The 19296-nt window shown below is 60.4% G+C and carries 18 protein-coding genes and 1 tRNA gene; 12 read left to right on the forward strand and 7 right to left on the reverse strand.

From position 1 onward, the window contains the following. Window positions 1-30: 30 nt before the first annotated feature. From bcsA to GR197_RS09670, 6 genes are all read left to right on the forward strand, one after another. Window positions 31-2223: a UDP-forming cellulose synthase catalytic subunit gene (gene bcsA, locus GR197_RS09645; RefSeq protein WP_164008850.1), complete on the forward strand. Its 2193-nt coding sequence runs from the start codon at window positions 31-33 to the stop codon at window positions 2221-2223. Beyond that, on the forward strand, window positions 2220-4703 hold the full coding sequence (locus tag GR197_RS09650; protein WP_164008852.1) for a cellulose biosynthesis cyclic di-GMP-binding regulatory protein BcsB: 2484 nt from the start codon (window positions 2220-2222) through the stop codon (window positions 4701-4703). Before bcsA ends, GR197_RS09650 begins: the two co-directional genes overlap by 4 nt. Continuing rightward, complete coding sequence (locus GR197_RS09655; RefSeq protein ID WP_164008854.1) at window positions 4700-5743, forward strand: glycosyl hydrolase family 8; 1044 nt, start codon at window positions 4700-4702, stop codon at window positions 5741-5743. The genes GR197_RS09650 and GR197_RS09655 overlap by 4 nt, the downstream gene beginning before the upstream one ends. Further along, entirely contained in the window at window positions 5740-8133 is a 2394-nt protein-coding gene (locus GR197_RS09660; protein ID WP_164008857.1) for a cellulose synthase, read from the forward strand. Before GR197_RS09655 ends, GR197_RS09660 begins: the two co-directional genes overlap by 4 nt. A 101-nt stretch (window positions 8134-8234) precedes the next feature. Continuing rightward, window positions 8235-8903 carry an HAD-IA family hydrolase gene (locus GR197_RS09665; protein ID WP_164008858.1) on the forward strand — a complete coding sequence of 223 codons (669 nt, stop codon included), beginning with the start codon at window positions 8235-8237 and terminating at the stop codon, window positions 8901-8903. A gap of 98 nt (window positions 8904-9001) precedes the next feature. Continuing rightward, window positions 9002-9078: transfer RNA gene (locus tag GR197_RS09670), tRNA-Pro, on the forward strand. Window positions 9079-9265: 187 nt separating this feature from the next. Here GR197_RS09670 and GR197_RS09675 read toward each other — a convergent pair. Continuing rightward, entirely contained in the window at window positions 9266-9898 is a 633-nt protein-coding gene (locus GR197_RS09675; protein WP_164009117.1) for a class I SAM-dependent methyltransferase, read from the reverse strand. Between the two features lie 559 nt (window positions 9899-10457). Between GR197_RS09675 and GR197_RS09680 the strand changes: the two genes are divergently transcribed. Next, entirely contained in the window at window positions 10458-10676 is a 219-nt protein-coding gene (locus tag GR197_RS09680; RefSeq protein WP_164008860.1) for a hypothetical protein, read from the forward strand. A 2-nt stretch (window positions 10677-10678) separates the two neighbouring features. Here GR197_RS09680 and GR197_RS09685 read toward each other — a convergent pair whose 3' ends face one another. Continuing rightward, window positions 10679-10912: a DUF982 domain-containing protein gene (locus GR197_RS09685; protein WP_164009119.1), complete on the reverse strand. Its 234-nt coding sequence runs from the start codon at window positions 10910-10912 to the stop codon at window positions 10679-10681. 255 nt (window positions 10913-11167) lie between these two features. On the opposite strand from GR197_RS09685, the gene GR197_RS09690 reads away from it, so the two are divergent. Further along, window positions 11168-11380, forward strand: coding sequence for a hypothetical protein (locus GR197_RS09690; RefSeq protein WP_164008862.1), 213 nt, complete (start codon window positions 11168-11170; stop codon window positions 11378-11380). Between the two features lie 3 nt (window positions 11381-11383). Here GR197_RS09690 and GR197_RS31935 read toward each other — a convergent pair whose 3' ends face one another. From GR197_RS31935 to GR197_RS09700, 3 genes are all read right to left on the reverse strand, one after another. Further along, window positions 11384-11533 carry a hypothetical protein gene (locus GR197_RS31935; protein ID WP_204330131.1) on the reverse strand — a complete coding sequence of 50 codons (150 nt, stop codon included), beginning with the start codon at window positions 11531-11533 and terminating at the stop codon, window positions 11384-11386. Between the two features lie 211 nt (window positions 11534-11744). After that, entirely contained in the window at window positions 11745-12038 is a 294-nt protein-coding gene (locus GR197_RS09695; protein ID WP_164008864.1) for a helix-turn-helix domain-containing protein, read from the reverse strand. Between the two features lie 48 nt (window positions 12039-12086). Continuing rightward, window positions 12087-13268, reverse strand: coding sequence for an ROK family protein (locus tag GR197_RS09700; protein WP_164009121.1), 1182 nt, complete (start codon window positions 13266-13268; stop codon window positions 12087-12089). Window positions 13269-13466: 198 nt separating this feature from the next. Between GR197_RS09700 and GR197_RS09705 the strand changes: the two genes are divergently transcribed. Continuing rightward, complete coding sequence (locus tag GR197_RS09705) at window positions 13467-15224, forward strand: glycogen debranching protein (protein ID WP_164008866.1); 1758 nt, start codon at window positions 13467-13469, stop codon at window positions 15222-15224. Between the two features lie 20 nt (window positions 15225-15244). On the opposite strand, the gene GR197_RS09710 is transcribed toward GR197_RS09705, so the two are convergent. Continuing rightward, window positions 15245-15859, reverse strand: a complete 615-nt coding sequence (locus GR197_RS09710) for a GNAT family N-acetyltransferase (protein ID WP_164008868.1) — start codon at window positions 15857-15859, stop codon at window positions 15245-15247. Window positions 15860-16033: 174 nt separating this feature from the next. Here GR197_RS09710 and GR197_RS09715 point away from each other — a divergent pair, with 174 nt between their 5' ends. Then, window positions 16034-17368 carry an extracellular solute-binding protein gene (locus GR197_RS09715; RefSeq protein ID WP_164008870.1) on the forward strand — a complete coding sequence of 445 codons (1335 nt, stop codon included), beginning with the start codon at window positions 16034-16036 and terminating at the stop codon, window positions 17366-17368. Here the strand turns inward: GR197_RS09715 and GR197_RS09720 are convergent. Then, window positions 17341-17595 (reverse strand): hypothetical protein, encoded by a 255-nt coding sequence (locus GR197_RS09720; RefSeq protein ID WP_164008872.1) that lies wholly within the window; start codon window positions 17593-17595, stop codon window positions 17341-17343. The genes GR197_RS09715 and GR197_RS09720 overlap by 28 nt on opposite strands. Between GR197_RS09720 and GR197_RS09725 the strand changes: the two genes are divergently transcribed. Further along, window positions 17563-18456 carry a carbohydrate ABC transporter permease gene (locus GR197_RS09725; RefSeq protein ID WP_164008873.1) on the forward strand — a complete coding sequence of 298 codons (894 nt, stop codon included), beginning with the start codon at window positions 17563-17565 and terminating at the stop codon, window positions 18454-18456. The genes GR197_RS09720 and GR197_RS09725 overlap by 33 nt on opposite strands. After that, complete coding sequence (locus GR197_RS09730; RefSeq protein ID WP_164008875.1) at window positions 18456-19286, forward strand: carbohydrate ABC transporter permease; 831 nt, start codon at window positions 18456-18458, stop codon at window positions 19284-19286. The genes GR197_RS09725 and GR197_RS09730 overlap by 1 nt, the downstream gene beginning before the upstream one ends. Window positions 19287-19296 lie beyond the last annotated feature (10 nt).

The raw sequence follows: 19296 nt of genomic DNA on the forward strand, positions 1-19296 counted from the left end.
CGCCGGTTGAGCAATTTCGAAGGAACGTCGATGCGCAAAGCCCGCAGTGTCATCATATGGGCCGTGGTTTCGCTCTGCATGATCGTGCTGATCACGCTGCCGGTCAACTTGCAGACCCAGCTGATCACCAGCATCACCGTCGTGACGGTCATGGCGCTGATAAAGATTTTGAAGGGTGAGGGGACCTGGCGCCTGGTGGCGCTCGCCTTCGGCACGTCGATCGTGTTGCGCTATGTCTACTGGCGCACCACCAATACGCTGCCGCCTCTGAACCAGCCCGCAAACTTCATTCCCGGCCTGCTGCTCTATCTTGCTGAAATGTACAGCGTTGCCATGCTGGCGCTCAGCCTGTTCATCGTCGCGACGCCGCTGCCGTCACGCCCCTCGCGTGCCGCCAATCCCGGACGTTTGCCGCATGTCGATGTCTTTGTGCCATCCTATAACGAGGATGCCGGGCTTCTCGGAAACACGCTGGCTGCCGCCAAGGCCATGGATTATCCGGCCGAGAAGCTGCATGTCTGGCTGCTCGACGATGGCGGCACCCTGCAGAAGCGCAATTCCGGCAAGCTGCTCGAAGCCCAGGCCGCCGCTGCCCGCCATATCGAGCTGAAGAAGCTCTGCGAGGACCTCGACGTCAGCTATCTCACGCGCGACCGAAACGAGCACGCCAAGGCCGGCAATCTCAACAACGGCATGAAACACTCGACCGGCGAACTCATCGCCGTCTTCGATGCCGACCACGCGCCGGCGCGCGATTTCCTGCTCGAGACCGTCGGTTATTTCGAGGACGACCCGAAGCTCTTCCTTGTCCAGACCCCGCACTTCTTCATCAATCCCGATCCGCTGGAGCGCAACCTGCGCACCTTCGACAAGATGCCGAGCGAGAACGAAATGTTCTACGGCATCATCCAGCGCGGCCTCGATAAATGGAACGCCGCCTTCTTCTGCGGCTCGGCCGCGGTTCTGAGCCGCAGGGCGCTCGACTCCCAGAACGGCTTTTCCGGCATCAGCATCACTGAAGATTGCGAGACGGCGCTGGCGCTCCACGGCGCTGGCTGGAACAGCATCTATGTCGACAAGCCGCTGATCGCCGGCCTGCAGCCGGCCACTTTCGCAAGCTTCATCGGCCAGCGCAGCCGCTGGGCGCAGGGCATGATGCAGATCCTGCGCTTCCGCTTTCCGCTGCTGAAGCGCGGCCTGTCGATCCCGCAGCGCCTCTGCTACATGTCCTCCACGCTGTTTTGGCTCTTCCCGTTCCCGCGCACGATCTTCCTGTTTGCGCCGCTCTTCTATTTGTTCTTCGATCTGGAAATCTTCACCGCCTCCGGCGGCGAGTTCCTCGCCTATACGCTGGCCTATATGCTCGTGAATCTGATGATGCAGAACTACCTTTACGGGTCGTTCCGCTGGCCATGGATTTCGGAGCTCTACGAATATGTCCAGACCGTGCATCTGCTGCCGGCAGTCATCTCCGTCATGCTCAATCCGAGAAAGCCGACCTTCAAGGTCACCGCCAAGGACGAATCGATCGCCGTAAGCCGCCTGTCGGAGATCAGTCGTCCGTTCTTCGTCATCTTTGCGGTGCAGATCGTCGCGCTCATCATTACCATCTACAGGATTTACGCCGAGCCCTATAAGGCCGACGTCACGCTGGTCGTCGGCGGCTGGAACCTCATCAACCTGATCATGGCCGGCTGCGCGCTCGGCGTCGTGTCGGAGCGCGGCGAGCGCGCCCTATCCCGCCGCGTACGCGTCAACCGGCGCTGTGAATTCGGCGCCAACGGCAAGTGGTATACGGCCTCGATCGAGGACGTCTCCGTTCACGGTGCAAGGCTTCATATCTTCAACAAGAATCTCGACGACATGCTCGTCGGTGCCGTCGGCGAAATCCGCTTCCGGCCCTATAGCGGCGCGGATCTGGAGACCCTGCCGCTCATCGTTCGCAATATCGAGCCGTCGGGTGACATCAGCAATGTCGGCTGCCAGTACGTTCCGAAGAGCGCCCTCGATCATCGCCTGATCGCCGACCTGATGTTTGCGAATTCCGGCCAGTGGACCGAGTTTCAGGCCTCGCGCCGCCGCAATCCGGGGCTGATCCGCGGCACTATCTGGTTCCTCGGCCTGTCGTTCTACCAGACGAGCCGCGGCCTCGTTTACTTCTTCCGCAGCATGCGGCCGGAGCGGGAAGCCCAGCAGCAGGCGGCAAAGGTCAACGCCGGATGAGAAGGATCGTCGCCGCCTCGCTTTTGCTGCTGAATGCCTCCGTCTTTGCCCAGGCGCAGACGGCACCCTTCGACATGTCCGGCGAGCGGCCGCCCGGTGCCGCCGTTACTCCGAGATTGACACCGCCGACCCCACCGGCAGCGACCCAACCGGCAACGGCCGTGCCCCCAGCGGCCGTGCCGGTTCCCGTCACGCCACCGGTGTCCGTACCACCGGCACCAGCAACCCAGGCTGCTCCTGCGCCTGCACCCGTTCCCCCGGCGATCGCCGTTCCGCCGCAGCAGACGCCCCAGCCGGCCGCGGCGGCAAATGCCGCTCCGCTTCTGCGCTCCGGCGATGTCCGCCGCTATGTCGTGCCCTTTTCGAAACTCGGCCTCGGCGGCGAATACGACCGGCGGTCATGGACCGTCTATCTGACGCCGGAACAGGCAGCGGCCAAGGCGAGCTTCACCTTCGCTTACCAGAATTCGATCGTCGTTGCCCCTGAGGCTTCGGCGCTGACCGTCTATCTCAACAACCGCCCGATCGGCCAGCAGCGCATCGGCTCGGCGGACGGTTCGTCGAAGGTGACTTTCGAGGTTCCGCCCGGTCTGCTGCAGCCGGGCGCCAATCTCGTCACCTTCGAAGCCGCTCAGCGCCACCGCACCGATTGCAGCATCCAGTCCACCTATGAATTGTGGTCGAATGTCGATCCGGCCGGAACCTATCTGAGCTTTGCCGGCAGCGATGCGGCCCAACTGGCGAGCGCCGACGCGATCCGCGCCATCGGTGTCGACGGCGCCGGCAAGACCGAGTTCGATATCGTCGTCCCGGCTTTGGAGCAGCCGGGAACCACCAAGCCGCTGCTGCGGCTGGCGCAGGGCCTCTCGGTGCTGAGCAGCATGCCGAACCAGATCTTTGCCTTCAGCACCGCTTCGCTCCCGGCCGGTGGACCGGGTAAGCTCAGCGTGCTCGTCGGTACCGCGGCGGAACTGCGGCCGCTCTTTCCCGGCCTGCCGCCCGGCGCCGAGAGCGCTGCACTTGCCGCCTTCGTCACCGATCCGCGCAGCGGCTCGCCGGTACTTCTGATCAGCGGCCCCTCCTGGCAGGCGGTTTCCTCGGCGATCGATATCATCGTTTCGCCGACGGACAGGTCCGCAGATGTTCGCCGCGACGTGCTGACCACCGAGCGCTGGAGCGCGCCGAATGCGCCGCTGGTTTTTTCCGACACGAACATCGCTTTGTCTCAGCTCGGCGTGAAGACCACCGAATTCTCCGGCCGGCGGTTGCGGACCAGCTTCAATATCGCCGTGCCGGCTGACTTTTATGCCAATGCCTATGGCGAGGCGAAGGTGCTACTCGACGCCGCCTATACCGACAACGTGCTGCCCGGCAGCCACATCGATATCTACGTCAATGACAACATCGCCTCCACCGTGCCGATCACCACGACCACCGGCGGCATTCTGCGTCATCTGCCGATCCGCGTGACGATGCGGCACTTCAAGCCCGGTCTCAATTCGGTGGCGATCGAGGCGATCTTGATGACCAAGGACGATGCGGCTTGCGCACCGGGCGCCACCGCCGCTGCCAATCCGCGCTTTGCGCTGTTCGATACCTCCGAGCTGCACATTCCGGATTTCGCCCGCGTCGGTCAGCGGCCGAATCTGGCCGCCATGGCTGGCACCGCCTATCCCTATGGCCGGGCTACGGAGCCGACGCCGCTATTCATCGACCGCGTCGATGCCGACACGCTTTCGGCCGCCGCAACCCTGCTTGCCCAGATGGCGATCACTGCCGGCCATCCGATCGCTGTCGAAAGCGTCGCCTCGCCGAATACGATCGGCGATCGCGATGCCATCTTCATCGGCTCCATCTCGCAAATGCCGGCAACCGCGCTGTCGCAGACCAATATCTCCACCGCCAGCCAAGCCTCCTGGCGTCCCGTGACGGACGCGCAGACCGGCGTCGTCGATACCGGTACGGCCTTCGAGGAGTGGAATTCCAAGGTCAGCGGCGGTCTCCTGCACAACCGTATCACGGCCTTTCGTGAGTGGCTGTCGCGTAATTTCGACATCTCCCGCAATTCGCTGCAGTTTGTGCCCGGCGCCGAGGAAATCTTTACGCCGCCAAACGTCGCGACGCTGCTGGTTGCTCAAGGCTCCAGCCCCGCGGGAACGGGCTCATGGACCGTGGTGGCGGCGCCGTCGGCGAAGGATTTGCGTGAAGGGCTCGAGGTTCTGACCGCGCAGCTGAACTGGCCGCAGATATCAGGCCACATCACCACCTATTCGAGCAAGACGGGCAAGATCGAGACGCTGCCTGTCACCCGTTTCGATTTCGTGCCGTCTATGCCCTGGTCGATTGCCAATTACCGCCTGATCGCCGCCAACTGGTTATCGACGAATATCCTCTCCTACGCCTTCCTGCTGGTGGTCTTCCTGCTGTTGATCGGCCTCACGACATCGAGAATGCTCAAAAGACTGGGCCGGTCGAAATGAGAGGGTGGCGCGCATTCCTGCTGGCAGCAACGGTCGCGCTCGCACCGAGCCCGCCCGTCGTCGCGCAGCAGGCGATGATCAATGCCGGCGCATGGTCGGCCTATAAGGCGAAGTTTCTCGATCCGACCGGCCGGATCGTCGACAACGGCAATGGCAATATCAGCCACAGCGAAGGCCAGGGCTACGGCCTGCTGCTCGCTTATCTCTCGGCAAGCCCCGCCGATTTCGAGCAGATCTGGTATTTTACCCGCACCGAGCTACTGCTGCGCGACGACGGCCTGGCCGTCTGGAAATGGGATCCGAGCGTCAAGCCGCACGTGACCGACACCAACAATGCCACGGATGGCGACATGTTGATCGCCTATGCGCTGGCGCTTGCCGGCACGGCATGGAAGCGTGAAGACTATATCCTCTCCGCCTCCCGTATGGCGCAGGCGCTGCTTGCCGAAACCGTCGCCAGCTCGGCGGGCCGCACTTTGCTGATGCCGGGGACCGAAGGTTTTACCGGCAGCGACCGTGACGACGGTCCCGTCGTCAACCCGTCCTACTGGATTTACGAGGCGATCCCGGTGATGGCCGCGCTCGCTCCGTCGGATGCGTGGAAGAAACTGTCGGACGACGGCGTCGAGCTGTTGAAGACGATGCAGTTCGGCCCGCGCAAACTTCCCTCGGAATGGGTGAGCCTGCGCGATAAGCCGCGGCCGGCAGAGGGGTTCGATGCCGAATTCTCATATAACGCCATCCGCATCCCGCTCTATCTCGCGCGTGGCGGGATCACCGACAAGGCGCTGCTCATCCGCTTGCAAAAGGGGATGTCGCAAGACGGCGTTCCCGCCACCATCGATCTGACCACCGGCCGGCCGAAGACCGTGTTGCCGGATCCCGGTTATCGAATTGTTAACGATGTTGTGGCCTGTGTTGTCGATGGGACCAAGCTGCCGGGCTCGGCGTTGCAGTTTGCGCCTGCACTCTATTATCCGTCCACCCTTCAACTTCTGGGGCTGGCCTATATCGGGGAGAAGCATCCGGAGTGTCTGTGAAGTCTTCTCTCGTAGCGGTCTCAGCGGCAGTGATGGTGGCGACCGTCGTCACCGGGCTGAAGGACCGTGCCGCTCTGCAGGAAAGGTTCGGCCTTGGTTCTGCCGGCAGGCCGGCGCCGGAGCTGATGATGATGGGCCGTATCAAGCCGGCCGACGCCCTTGGCAATCCGGAATTCAATGCGCAACTCGTCGCCGACAAGATCGAGGCGATCACGTCCTCGCCGCCATCGGCATCGGATACTTCAGATCCTAATGCCGTCGTGCAGCAACCTGCAGCGCCCCAATCTGCCGCGCCGCAACCTGTCACGCCTCAATCCGCCACGCCTCAGGCGGCCGCTCCGCCTGAACCGATCGCGCCTGCCATCGTCTCAGTGCCGCCGGCGCCGCAGCAGGCCGCCGCCTCGTCGCAGGCTGCCGTCGATGAAAGTGCGCTTCGTTATTTCGCTAGCCGCGGCGACAAGGTGCGCCTGCAGGCTGAGATCTCCCGACTTCAGGCACTCTACCCGACCTGGGTTCCGCCGGCCGATCCGCTCGCCGTGCCGCAGAATGGCGACAAACAGCTCGAAGCCATGTGGCAGCTCTATTCCGATGGCCGTTACGCCGAGCTGCGCAAGGCGGTCGCCGACCGTCAGGTTACCGATGTCGGATGGCAGCCGCCCGCCGATCTGCTCGACCGGCTCGACGTCGCCGAGGCCCGCGCCCGCCTCGTCAACGCTTCGGATCTCAAGCAATATGCGACGGTGGTCGATATCGCCGCCGCAACCCCGAGCCTGCTCACCTGCAGCGAGGTCGACGTCCTCTGGCGTGTCGCCGAAGCCTTCGTCCAGACGGAGAGGGTGCAGCGCGGCCAGGACGCCTATACCTACATCCTGAAGAGCTGCGCCAATCCGGCCGAACGGCTGGCGACGGTCGAAAAGGCCTCGACATTGCTCGGGTACCAGCCGATGCAGGCGCTGCTCGCCCTCGAGAGGCCTGCGAGCGACGGCAGCAGGGAATTCGACGCGATCCGCGACAATCTCGCCCGACGCTTCATGGCCGAAGGCAATGATGATCCGAAGCTCGCCATCGCGCCCGATTACGTCGCCCGCCTCGAAAAACTCGCCGGGACCGAGGGGCTTGCGTCGGATGCGCTGCTGCTTGGCTGGTACCAGCTTCGCCGCAACAACGATGCCGAGGCGGAGAAATGGTTCCGCGCCGCCCGCGCCAAGGAGGATACGGCCGCCGCTTCTCAAGGGCTGGCGCTGGCGCTGATCGCCCGCAAGGCGCCCGAGGAGGCCGAGGATGTGATGTTCCGCTGGCGCGCCGATTCCGATGATGCGACAGCAACCTATCTCGCCGCCACCGCCAACCTGATGGCGTTGCAGCCGCCGGCCGATCTCGCCGAAGATGTGCTGCACCGCATTGCCGCCGAGGTCATCGCCCGCAAATACGTGCCGACGGCCCAGCAGTTCGGCTGGTATGCCCGCTCGCTCAACCAGTTCCAGACTGCCGCACGCTGGTTCGAGACCGCACTTGCCTGGAAACCCGATGACGAGCCATCCGCCTATGGCCTCGTCGTCACCCGCGACCAGCTGAACGACCGCAAGGGCGCGCTCGACATCCAGCATGCCTGGGCTGGCCGGTCGACCCGGATCACCAATCTCGAAGACACCTCGTCGTTGACCCCGAACGGCGGCACGCAGCCCGAGCAGGCAAAGCTTGCCCCGCAGCAGCCGGTTCAGCCGACGCAGCCACCGCAGCGTCCGGCTGCGTCCGAACCGCTTCCGACCGAGCGCCGGGCGACACAGCAGCCCGGGCCGGAGAGCACCGTTCGCACGGCGAGGCCGGCGATGCAGACGATGACCGTTGCGCGCGGTGCGCGCCAGCCACGCGGCTGCTCGACGACCGTCGATGCGGGGCAGCTCAGCCCGGCAAACGCTCTGTCGCGCGGCTGGTGCCTGATGGATATCAACCGGCCGATGGAGGCGATCTCCGCCTTCGAGGCGGCGTTGCAGAGCCCGGTTCGCAAGGACCGCGAAGACGCAGCCTATGGCCAGAGCCTTGCCTATCTGCGTGCCGGCCTCTCCAGCAATGCCGCCGTTGCCGCCACCAAGGCGCCGCAGAACCGCCAGCGCGCCGCCGAGCTTCAGGTGGCCATCCTCGCCGACCGTGCGCTTTCGGCCTTCGATGCCGGGCGTTATCGCGAAACCCTCATCTATCTCGATCAGCGCGCCCAGCTGCAGCAGGAGCGCATCGACCTGATGGTCTTGCGCGGCTACAGCTATTTCAATTTGAAAATGTACGGCGACGCGACCCGCATCTTCGAAGCCGCTGCCGCGACCGGCAATCGCGACGCCACCCGTGGTCTGGCCGACGTTCGCAGCGTCACCCATCCCGACGTCAACGACTAGCGTTGGCGTCGAGGTCAACGACTAGCGTTGACGCCGCCGCTGCTCTCCGCTACTCGCCTGTGCAGGGGTCGCCCCGGCCTCGCACCCGCAAGGAACGCCCCGTGCCCGCTCTCCACGATATCCTCGACAAGTCCTATGACGCCTTCCTTTTCGACATGGACGGAACGCTGCTGAATTCGATCGCCGTCGTCGAGCGCGTTTGGAGCGACTGGGCAAGACGCCACGGCTTCGAACCGGAGGTTTTCCTGAAGACGATTCACGGCATCCGCGCCTCCGACGTTATCCGGGGGCTCGGCCTCCCAGGCGTCGATCCGGCCCATGAGGCGGACCTGCTGCTCGCCGAGGAGATGGAGGACGTCTCGGGCATCGTCGAGATCCCCGGCGCCATCCGCTTCCTCTCCGCCATTTCAGATGGAAAATGGGCAATCGTCACCTCGGCGCCGATCGAGCTCGCCAAACGGCGCATGGCGGCCGCCGGCATCCCAATGCCGAAGGTCATCGTCAGCGGTGGAGAGGTCAAATCTGGCAAGCCCAGCCCCGAAGGCTATCTGTTCGGCGCCAGCCGCCTTGGTGTCGATCCGGCGAAATGCCTGGTCTTCGAAGACGCCGTCGCCGGCATCCTCGCCGGCGAGGCCGCCGGCGCCGACGTCACCGTCATCACGCAAACCCACGCCACGCCGTTCGAAACACCGCATTTCTCGATCGCCAACTATGAGGGATGGCAGCCCGGCCAAACCGCCGAAGACCGGCTGAGGCTCGCCGCGATCTGACCATTCCGACAAACCGCCTCCTTTTTGTTGGAGGCAAGGTTTTTCCGCTTGCATTGCACGCGCTGAAAAACTAAACGAAACAAGCCGTTTCGGCAGGTCGGGGCGTAGCGCAGCCCGGTAGCGCACTTGACTGGGGGTCAAGGGGTCGCAGGTTCAAGTCCTGTCGCCCCGACCATTTATCCCCTTGAAATCCCAGTCACAATGTCAATTTTCGTTGCCTCGCTAGAGGCGTAGCGCTGGCTGGAATGCGGAAACGGGAACCGGAAATCCCGAAAAAGTCCCCAACGAAAGTTTTATCTGTTCGTGCTACTTGCCCGCCCTTGCTCCGCCCCCTGCAGGGTGCGGGGGCTTGCGACTGGCCTTCAGTGCGGTTTCTGAGCGATCGCGATCATCGATTTCGCCAAGAGCGGAATCCTCCCGACATATTCGAAATCGACATCTTCGAAACCTGTTTCATGCAGGAGGGTGCTCAGCGTTTCCGGAGACCAGAATTTGATATGGCCGTGGTTCTTGAGAGGCATGAAATGGTCATCCATCTTGCCGCTCACCGCCAAGGCCAGATTTTTCCAGTAACCGTGAAACGGCGTCGACATGACCGCGATGCCGCCCGGCCTCACCAGATCGTACATGGTGGCCGAGAAAGCCTTGGGATCATAAACGTGCTCCACGACCTCAAGGCTTATCACCGCATCGAAGGTCCCATACCGGCTGGAAAGATCTTCGTAACCGGAGCCGATTTCCAACGGAAGATTGGGGTGGGCCGTTCTCGCTTTGGCAATTCCATCCTTGGATGGATCGACACCGATGACATCATAGCCCTTTCCCGCAAGCACGGCCGCAGCACCGCCGGCACCACAGCCGAGGTCGAAGACCGACGTTTCGTTTGCCTGCTGGAAACTGTTCTCGAGAACATCGACAACGGCCGGCAAAATGTAAGAATGGGCGGTCGCCGGCTTGGCGTGTACATAGGTCGTCGCGTCTAGTTCGATAGACATTTTAACTCCTGAAGGTGTGGGCCCGCCAACACAATAATACGCAACCCAATGGTACGGCGGACTTTGACGGCAGTGTGGTGTCGTTGTGGTATTAACGTGATTAGCGCCGAAGGGCGCTCCCGGCAGCTGGTGCGCCGGTCGATTTGCGGTGCCGATCATGACGCAGATCCCCAGCTGTTGATCGGCCGTTCAAACCAGGGTCGCCTTCATCTCAGGGACGGTCGATCGACAGGGTGGCAAAGAGATGCAGAGCACGTCCCGTAATTCAGCTTGTCCCATCGCCGGTCAAAAAAATCGCTAATTCGACAGCGGACTTATAGCTATTTAAAGTAAACAATGCGGAAAATACCCTTAACGGGTGTGTTTATGAAATAAATAATTCGGATTCGTGAGAGATAACTCAGTTGGATGGGCCTTGAAGTTTGTGTTTTGCTAAGATTATACACAAGTTAAATTCGAATTATCCAATTTGAATTTAAAAAATACGAAAGCTCTTCGCATTCGTGCAAATACGTGTAGATTAACAGCGTCCCTGTCACAACGAGCCTGATGCGAGCGCATGGCGGATATGAAGCAGAATCTAACTTGCAGGCAAGCCCTCGCCAATGCGTTCCAGGCCCTGACAGACGAGGCCGTGAAAGCCGGCTGGTCGGAGGGCGATGTCGCACTCGCGCTTGCGGAAATTGCCGAGGAGCGTGTGATCGAGGTAACCGCCAAGGTGATCATGGAAGGCTCCATTCACCCCCAGTTCGCCGCCGCTGGCCGCCACACCGGCTAATCTCAGAGCAACAATCCCGCCGTCTTCACTGCAGTAATGAAGGAAGCCTGCGCTGCGCCGGGGCTTCGCAGCCCGTCGAGTGCATCCAGGCAATGCTGGCGCGCAATGCGATAATGGCGCCCACGCTTGCTCGGCCATTGTTTGAGATATTCGACGGCTTCCCAGACGGTGGAAACGATCAGGCTGCTATTTGGGGCAAAGACCCGGATGGGGGAGGGAAAGCGAATTTCACTCAACGTCTGCACTCACTGATTTCTGCTGGTAGAGCATGATGCCGAGACGTGTGAGCGGTTTTCGGACGACATCATGCGCTAACTCTTGTACTTGGCGCGGTCAAAACGCGCGGGGCAAAAATTTGTTCCTGATTTTGTTCCGTGGAAATTTGCGTAGTTGCTAAAGTTCAAGCCGTCGCGCATAATCATTTTGCTGGTTGCGGAGGGCGGCCGGCAATGCAAGCGTGAATGCGTTTGCCCTCGGAGGAATGCGGCGTGATGTTACGATCATCAATCCATCCGCATGATTTGCCGTTGTTTTCGGAAGATCTCGATCTGCTTTCGCAAGTGCTCGCCAAGGTCTGCGAGGACCGCGGCCTCGTCAGGACGACGCCCGAAGCCGAGCGAATCGGTGCGGTCATCATTCAGCTCTACAGGCAGGGCGTCAAGGACGGCGGCAAGCTCGCCGATCTGGCCAAGACCTATCTCTGACGCTCAGTTCTGCTCGATCGAGACACCGTTCTTACCGATGCTCATCTCGATTCCCTGCGGCTTGCTCTCCTCGCGATAGATATAAGCGCCGAGGCCGATAACGGCGATGACGAGAACGCCGATGATGACGTAGAGACCATTGCTGCGGTTCAAATGACTGCCCCTCCATATCCTTTGGGACAGCGGAAACGGCCGAACGCCTGTTTGGTTCCATTAATGCATGTCGCCGGGAGGTCTGCAGCGGTTCCCGGAATAACTGCGACGCGCTTTAGAAGAGCCCAGGTCGGCTAAGTCTGAAGGCCCATTTAAATTAAAGAGTTAGAGCACGATCTGTCCGAAAACCGTGCCGTTTCGGTGCCCTTCGCTAATCGTCATTGGCGGCGTTGAGGTTCTCCGGCCGGATGCCGTCGTCGCTGGACGTCCGTGCGCGCAACCGAATGCCGGGGCCGCCTTCATCCTGGTTACCGCTGGAGAGGAAGATGATGCCCTGCGCCTCAAGCGTGCTGCGAACATCAAACAGCGCGTGCGGTTCGCCCGCAAATTCGCCATTTTCCAGCGCCGCTACGGTCTCGACCGGCAAGCCACTTGCGGCGGCGAGTTCTTCGATACTCATTCCGATCATCGCGCGCGCGCCGCGTATCTGTGTTGCTGTTATCATGCCGCAAATCTAGCGCATTCACCGCAGTTCTCAAGTGGCGCGAGCCGATCATGCGTCCTTCAATTTTACACCAAATAGATCGTCGTGCATGCGCTCGACCGCGACCCCCATTCCTCCCATCAGCGCGGCGCGGTTGCCAAAGCGGCTGATTTCGATACGCGGCGGATAAGGCGTGCAACGCGGCAGGAAACCCCGGATCGCATTTACAAGCTCCGGTCTTGCGCCGATGCTGCCGCCGGTGATCACCAGTTCAGGATCAAGCGTTGCGCCGATGGCCGCAATGGCGACTGCCACCAGCCTTGCCGTCTCTTCAATTGCCGCCGCAGCGCTTGTCTCTCCCGCATTGAAGGCTGCGAAGAGGTCGGCCACGGTGGATGCATTGCGCCCGCCGAAACCCATGTAGCGACGAAGCATCGCGACGCTGCCGACCGCGCTCTCAAATGTTCCAAGCGTAAACCCGCCAGGATCGAAAGCGTCTCCGCCGATCGGGAGATAGGCGATTTCACCGGCCGCGCCACGCGCGCCGCGCAGCAGAGCGCCATTGGCGATAATGCCCATGCCGACGCCGGTTCCGAGAGCGATGAAAGCAAAATTGCCGGTCTCGACACCGTGTCCCCGCCATCGCTCCCCTTGCGCCGCCAGGTTGACATCGTTTTCGACGATCACCGGCACGCCCATCCTGTCGCTGAAGACTTGCCGCAGATTTATGGCGTCGACGCCGGGAATGTTCGGTGCCACATTGATATGGCCGGTGGCGGGATCGAGCACGCCGGGAGTGCCCAGAACGACGAGACGGAGCTTGTCGGCGGTCGTTCTGGCAGCAAGCGCCAGTTCAAAGATCACATCGCTGAACTGATTGACGAGATGCATTCCGCCCCGTGGGTCGGTGGCCACGTTGGTTTCGGCGACGACGTTGCCCAGCAGATCGCAGATCGCCGCAGCAATCTTGGTGCCACCGAGATCGATGGAGACGGCCAGTCCTGCCCGTGCATTGATTTCATAGATGATCGCATTCCGGCCCGGTCGACCATCGGTCTGTCCGATCGGCTTCAGCCATCCATCCTCTTCAAGGTCGCGCACGACATCGGAAATGGTCTGTTTTGACAAGCCGGTCAGCTTGGCAATGTCGGCGCGGGAGATCGACCCGCTCGCCAACACGGTGCGGATCACGGCATTGGTTGAAATTTTTCGTGCGATCGGAGTCCGTACGACAGAAGAGGTCATTGCTATCCGGCCAACTCGTTGCAATTAGTTCGGAGCACATACTTAATTAACGCGATATTGGCTTTCCAATATCGCAAAAAGCGAAATCTGAAGCTCTATCGGATCATCTCTACGAGTTTCCAGTACACCACAGCTCTCTCTTTGTCTATGTCCTTGACAAACGAAAGGCGACCTGTAGGCTGGGATCAATTGCGGGGATTGCCAATGATAGAGCCCTCGACTGATGGACAGCTTTTCGCCGAAGAGGGCGTTTTATTGCCTGTAATGGCGCCACGCCTTCAGGCGGATGTTCATCCGGATGGATACGCTGATCTTGCTCTCTGGGGCGCCGGCAGTCTGGGGCGTGTGAGATTTTCTGCCGTCGCGGGGCCGTATACCTATGCCCCGAACCGAATGGTCTGCGAACATGGCGGCGTATTCGTCGCGCAGTCGCTGCCGGTAATGTTGATCAGAGGCGTGCGCCTTCGGGGCGTATATCCGGCGCGCCGTTGCGCCTGGTGGCATGAGCCGGATGAGCAAGGCGCAAGCGCGAGGCTCACTCGGACCGATCATCGGCGGACTTTCGAAATGGACTGGGGTGTGCTCATCGTGGACGCTCTCGGCTTGGATCTTCGGATTGCCGTCGGCGCATCGAGAGGCGAAGCCGAGAACGCTCTCAACCTCACCAGCCAGGCCATCATTGCGGAAGCCGCTGAATATGTTGCACGTTGTGATCTGACGCCCGACGCCGACGCGCTGATGCGCAGCATGGTCAGCCAGGGGATACATGCCGCCCTTTCCAGCATCCGGCGTGATGAAAACGGCGCCTTCGCTGGTCTTGCCGCGGGACAAGCCTATAGTGCTCCGGCGCGGACCTATTACCGCGATGGCTATTGGACGATGCAGCCTCTTCTGACGCTTGCGCCGGAGGCGGTGCGCGACGAGATCAGGCTGCTTGCCAGGGGGATCCAGCCGGATGGAGAAGCTCCAAGCGGCGTAATCTTGACCGGGCCTGCGCAGTCAGAGGCCTGGCAGCGCTTTGTCGCCGACAGCAAGGCCAATCCCAAAACCTACAAGAGGGCGGTTCCGGAGTACCACAACCGTCCGCAAGATTGGTGGAGCGACCACTTCGACAGCCCCCTCTTCTTCATTCTTTTCATTGACGACTATTTCAGCGCAACGAAAGATACAGCCGAGGTGCAACGGCACTGGCCGATCGTCAAGGCAATCGTGGAGCGCTATCTCAGCATGGCCGGTCCCGGCAGCGTTCTGCCGCTGAAGCCGCGCAACGACCGGGACTGGGCCGACAACGTCTATCGCGAGGGTCTGGTCTCTTACGATCTGGGTCTTTTCGTCGGCGCCATGGACGCGGTGGCAAGGCTTGGAGACAGCCTCGATCCGACGCTTGCCGAACGCGCCCGCAAGACCGTAAATCTTGCCCGCGAAGAAATCGAAGCCAAGCTCTATGTGCCGACAACGGGCGGATATGTCGACTATGGAACGCCTGGCGCTTTTGTTGAGGATCATCTGGCTCTCGACAGCCTGACCTTGTCGCGATTTGCTGCGATTTCCGGGCAGAAGGCGGTTGGCGTGCTGAGAGCATTTGAAACGAGACTCGAAACGCGCAACAATCAGGAGCAGCCCTATGGAAGCTGGGGTGTGATGTGCGCCTATCCGCCATTCAAACGGCCAAGCGATCTGCGATCCAAGACGGCTTTTCCCTACCGCTACCATAACGGCTCGGACTGGCCCTATTGGGATGGCGCCTATGCCGAAGAACGCCTTCGCCACGGACTTGGCGGTGCGCGTTATGCGCTGACACGCTGGTGGGAAACCTGCCTCGAGAATGGCTGGATCGGTGCGGTGGAATATTTCTCGCCGCCTTACGGGCGCGGCTCCCTGCTTCAGGGCTGGAGTGCCATGCCGGCGGCGGTTGTTTTAAAGTACGGGCTTGACGCCGCAAATGCGGAGCCAATCTCATGAGCATGACGGCACCGTCGGTTCTAGCCGGATACTTCATCGATCCGCATGGCAAAAGCGACGGAGCCGTCTCGTTCGAGTTCGGAAAAACCAAGATGACGGTAGAAGCCTCTGGCGCGTTCGTTATTTGGATCGACCCCGAGATGCACAGCCTTGACCCCGTGATTGCGAAGCGCCTGAAGTTCGGTGCTGATCATCCTGCGCCCCCAGCCGCCTGCCTGAAGTCCGGGAAGAATGTTGATGTGAAGATGCGCGGGATAATCGTCTTGGAGCCACGTCGTTCCGCTGCGCGGATTTTGAATTCGCTCGATCACGTCGGTGTCGCGCGGATGGCTGGGTGTCAGTCCGGCGATCTCTCGGCGGACGAACGGCCACCAGTGTGTCGCCAGGTCCTTGTCGAACCCGCTGGTATCGGACGCTCCGACGACATAGCCGACCGGCCGGTCGCCCTGAACGAGAACAAAGGCCAGGTCTCTGGCAAACTTGAGATAGGGTACCGACCAGATGTAACCGGGCAGATGCGGGTCGCTATAAAGCGCGCTGGCATCCTCGCCGCCATTGGCGGTTTTCAGGCAGATGTCGAAGAGAGCTTCGACATCCGCTTCGATCGCCGGGCGGATGAAGCAATTGCTGTCCATACCTTTGCCACCTCCTGCGTGGCGCTTCGTCATTGTCGGTCGCGAGAGAGACTCATGCATTGACGATTACCTCAGATTCGCAGGCCCGGCAAAGGTCTGGAAGGAAACGTTCGGCCGGTGCCAGGCGCAAGGCTCGGATGGGGAGTGGAGAATAAACCAAGTGAGGTGGAGCAGATGAATAGAACCGTGAAATCGATCAGCATACTGCCGGCATACCGATTGAAAGCAGCTGTCGCGCTTGCAGGCGCGGCGCTTATGAGTTTCGGCCTTTCCGCGGCCCGCGCCGACGATCTGGCTGTGTGGGATGACCAAACCTTCGAAGGCCAGAGCGCGGTTATCGAGCAACTGAACAAGGAGTTCGAAGCCGCCCATCCCGGTGTAACGATCAAACGCACCGCCCGCACCTTCGATGACATGAAGCTGACGCTGAAGCTTGCGGTTTCGGCAGGGGATGGCCCTGTCATCACCAAGGTCAACCAAGGCGCCGGCGACATGGGCGCGATGATCAAGGAAGGTTTGCTCCTGCCGGTTGACGAGTACATCAAGAAATATAGCTGGGATAAGCGGCAGTCGGATTCCGTGCTTGCTCGAGACCGCTGGGATGGGCCGAAATTCGGGGTCGGCAAGACCTACGGCATATCGGGTCTCGGCGAGATCGTTGGCCTCTATTACAACAAGAAGATCCTCGACGACGCAGGCGTTAAACTGCCGCAGACCTTCGAGGAGCTTTTGGCTGATCTTGATAAGCTGAAGGAAAAAGGCGTCGCGCCCTTCATGATGGGCTCGGCAAAGCAGCATCTCGCCCTGCACATGATCGGTGCCATCGACCAGGCGCATATCGACGCGGCCAATCGCGGCGAACTTGATGACCTGATTTACGGCAAGGGCGGTTCCTGGAACACCAAGGGCAATATCGACTCCGCCAAACTCGTGCAGAGTTGGGCGCAGGGCGGCTATTTCTATCCCGGTTTCGAGGGCATCTCGGGTGACGACGCAGTCCAGCTCTTCATATCAGGGCAGGGCGCGTTCCTGATCTCCGGAACCTGGTATTTCGGCGACATGCAAAATAATCCGGATATCGGCTTCATGGCCATTCCCGCTCCGAAGGGCATTTCCAAGCCCATGAGCGTCGGCGGCGTGGATCTTGCCTGGGCGATAACGAGCCTTGCCAAAGACAAGGCAAAGCAGGACCTGGCCGGCGAGTATATCGACTACATGGTTTCGGAAAAGGCCGCTGAAAGCTGGGCCAATGCCGGCTACCTTCCCGCAACATCGCTCCCGGCGGATGCAAAGCCCAAGCTCACGCCGCTCCTGACCTCGGGCATCGAGATGTGGAAAACACTCAATGCCAACGATGCACTCGGCCATTACCCCGATTGGTCAAGCCCGACGATGCTGAAGACGATAGACGACAACACGCCACTTCTTCTGTCCGGCAAGATCACGCCCGAAGCGTTTGTCGATGCCATGGACAAGGATTATCAGGCGTACTTGAAGGATAAGAAATAAGGAGTACGGACGCTGGTCGTGATCGCCAGTTCGGTGGTCACGACCGCCAGCTCGGTGGTCACGACCGCCAGTTCGGTGGTCACGGCCGCCAGTTCGGCGGTCCAACCGGCGTCCCGTTCGCCACGTTGAAATGAGCGCTGCGAGCTCACGCCTTGCTGCGCGATGACCAGAGCCTTGGCTTCATGGAGTACTGGATGAAACGCTCCGCACTTGATGGAACGCAACATACCAATTTCATCTATTTATTGCCTGGATTGCTGCTTTACGCTGCGTTTGTCTTTGGACCTATTGTCGCGGCTTTGGGATTGAGCCTGACCAGTTGGGACGGCTTGAGCATGCCGAGGTGGGTTGGCCTCGGCAATTATGCCGATCTCTTTTCCGACAGTCGTTTTTACATCGCCTTGCGTAACAACGCCGAGCTCATGATCTTCTACTGTGTCCTGCCGCTCGTGCTCGGGATAACGCTTGCTGCCTGCGTCTGGAATCTGAAGCAGCGCGAACAACTCGCGCTCAGAACGTTCCTGTTTCTGCCCTATATCATGCCGACTGCCGTGTTGGGCATCATCTGGGCATGGCTCTACAATCCTGCATTCGGACCGTTCAATCAGTTTCTGAGAGCGATAGGATTGGGCAGGTTCGCATTACCTTGGCTCGGAGATTTCAATTTTGTGCTTCCCGCGGTCGGGATCGTTGCCACATGGTATTTCTTTGGTTTCTGCATGGTCATCTTCCTTACCGGAATTCAGCGCATCGACCCGTCGCTATTCGATGCTGCCAAGGTCGATGGCGCTTCGGCGCGAAAGACATTTTTCTGGATAACGCTGCCGCTTCTCATGCCGGAGATAAGGGTGGTTTTGCTTCTGACGGTGATAGCGTCGATCAAAAGCTTCGACCTGATTTTTACAATGACCCGCGGCGGACCGGCAAACGCGACGCTCGTGCCGAATATCTACATGTATCAGCTCGGCTTCGAGCTCAATCGGTTCGGCGCTGCGGCGGCCATCGCCATTGTCGGCGCGTTGCTGACATTCGCAATCAACTATGCAATTCACCGGCTGGTCGGCTCTAGAAGTAAAGGAGTGGCTTGATGAGCCGTTCGTCCAACATCCCCGCCGCGCTCTTCCTTCGCCTTCTCCTTTGGCTTCTTGCTTTCGTAACGATCACGCCGTTCCTGCTTCTGCTGCTGACGTCGATTAAGAGCAAGGCTGACGTTCTCAGGGGTGCTTTCGCATTGCCGGCTTACCCGCATTTCGAAAACTATGTCGATGCCTGGAATGCCGGACATTTCAACATCTACTTCTGGAATTCGATCATCGTTGTCATACCCGTCGTTGCAGTCAGCGTCTTTCTAGGCCTGCTGACCGGTTTTGCCTTCGCCTACCTATCATTCCCGCTCCGGCGCACGCTGTTCGCAATCCTGACGCTCGGCATGATGGTGCCGGCTGAGGCCTTCATCATCCCGCTTTATTATGAAATGCGATATCTTGGGCTGATCAATACCTATGCGGCGCTTATTATTCCGCAGATCGCCATGTCGATACCGTTCTCAACCATCTTCCTCGCCAGTGCGATGCAACAATTGCCGGAGGAAGTTCTCGAGGCGGCGGTCCTCGACGGCGCCGGACGCTTTCATATCCTTCGCAAGATCGTTATCCCGTTGATGATACCGGCAATGTCGACGCTGGCGCTGTTCCTGTTCATCTGGACCTGGAACGAGTTTCTCATTCCGTTCATTCTGGTCAATGACGACGCCTATCGGACGCTGCCCCTCGGCATGCTGTTTTTCCAAGGGCGTTACACTGTCAACACGCCGGTTCTGACCGCCGGCGCGGTGATTGTGATTTTCCCGCTCATTCTGACGTATCTGATTTTCCAGCGGCGGTTTATCGCCGGCTTGACGGCAGGCGCGACGAAATAGACAGCGATGT

This window comes from Rhizobium phaseoli, from assembly GCF_010668805.1.
In the GTDB taxonomy this organism is placed as follows: domain Bacteria; phylum Pseudomonadota; class Alphaproteobacteria; order Rhizobiales; family Rhizobiaceae; genus Rhizobium; species Rhizobium phaseoli_A.

Coding starts and splice junctions, on each gene's coding strand:
- bcsA (WP_164008850.1), top strand. CDS start 31: ATGCGCAAAGCCCGCAGTGTCATCATATGGGCCGTGGTTTCGCTCTGC.
- GR197_RS09650 (WP_164008852.1), top strand. CDS start 2,220: ATGAGAAGGATCGTCGCCGCCTCGCTTTTGCTGCTGAATGCCTCCGTC.
- GR197_RS09655 (WP_164008854.1), top strand. CDS start 4,700: ATGAGAGGGTGGCGCGCATTCCTGCTGGCAGCAACGGTCGCGCTCGCA.
- GR197_RS09675 (WP_164009117.1), bottom strand. CDS start 9,898: ATGTCTATCGAACTAGACGCGACGACCTATGTACACGCCAAGCCGGCG.
- GR197_RS09680 (WP_164008860.1), top strand. CDS start 10,458: ATGGCGGATATGAAGCAGAATCTAACTTGCAGGCAAGCCCTCGCCAAT.
- GR197_RS09690 (WP_164008862.1), top strand. CDS start 11,168: ATGTTACGATCATCAATCCATCCGCATGATTTGCCGTTGTTTTCGGAA.
- GR197_RS09695 (WP_164008864.1), bottom strand. CDS start 12,038: ATGATAACAGCAACACAGATACGCGGCGCGCGCGCGATGATCGGAATG.
- GR197_RS09705 (WP_164008866.1), top strand. CDS start 13,467: ATGATAGAGCCCTCGACTGATGGACAGCTTTTCGCCGAAGAGGGCGTT.
- GR197_RS09710 (WP_164008868.1), bottom strand. CDS start 15,859: ATGGACAGCAATTGCTTCATCCGCCCGGCGATCGAAGCGGATGTCGAA.
- GR197_RS09715 (WP_164008870.1), top strand. CDS start 16,034: ATGAATAGAACCGTGAAATCGATCAGCATACTGCCGGCATACCGATTG.
- GR197_RS09725 (WP_164008873.1), top strand. CDS start 17,563: ATGAAACGCTCCGCACTTGATGGAACGCAACATACCAATTTCATCTAT.
- GR197_RS09720 (WP_164008872.1), bottom strand. CDS start 17,595: ATGTTGCGTTCCATCAAGTGCGGAGCGTTTCATCCAGTACTCCATGAA.
- GR197_RS09730 (WP_164008875.1), top strand. CDS start 18,456: ATGAGCCGTTCGTCCAACATCCCCGCCGCGCTCTTCCTTCGCCTTCTC.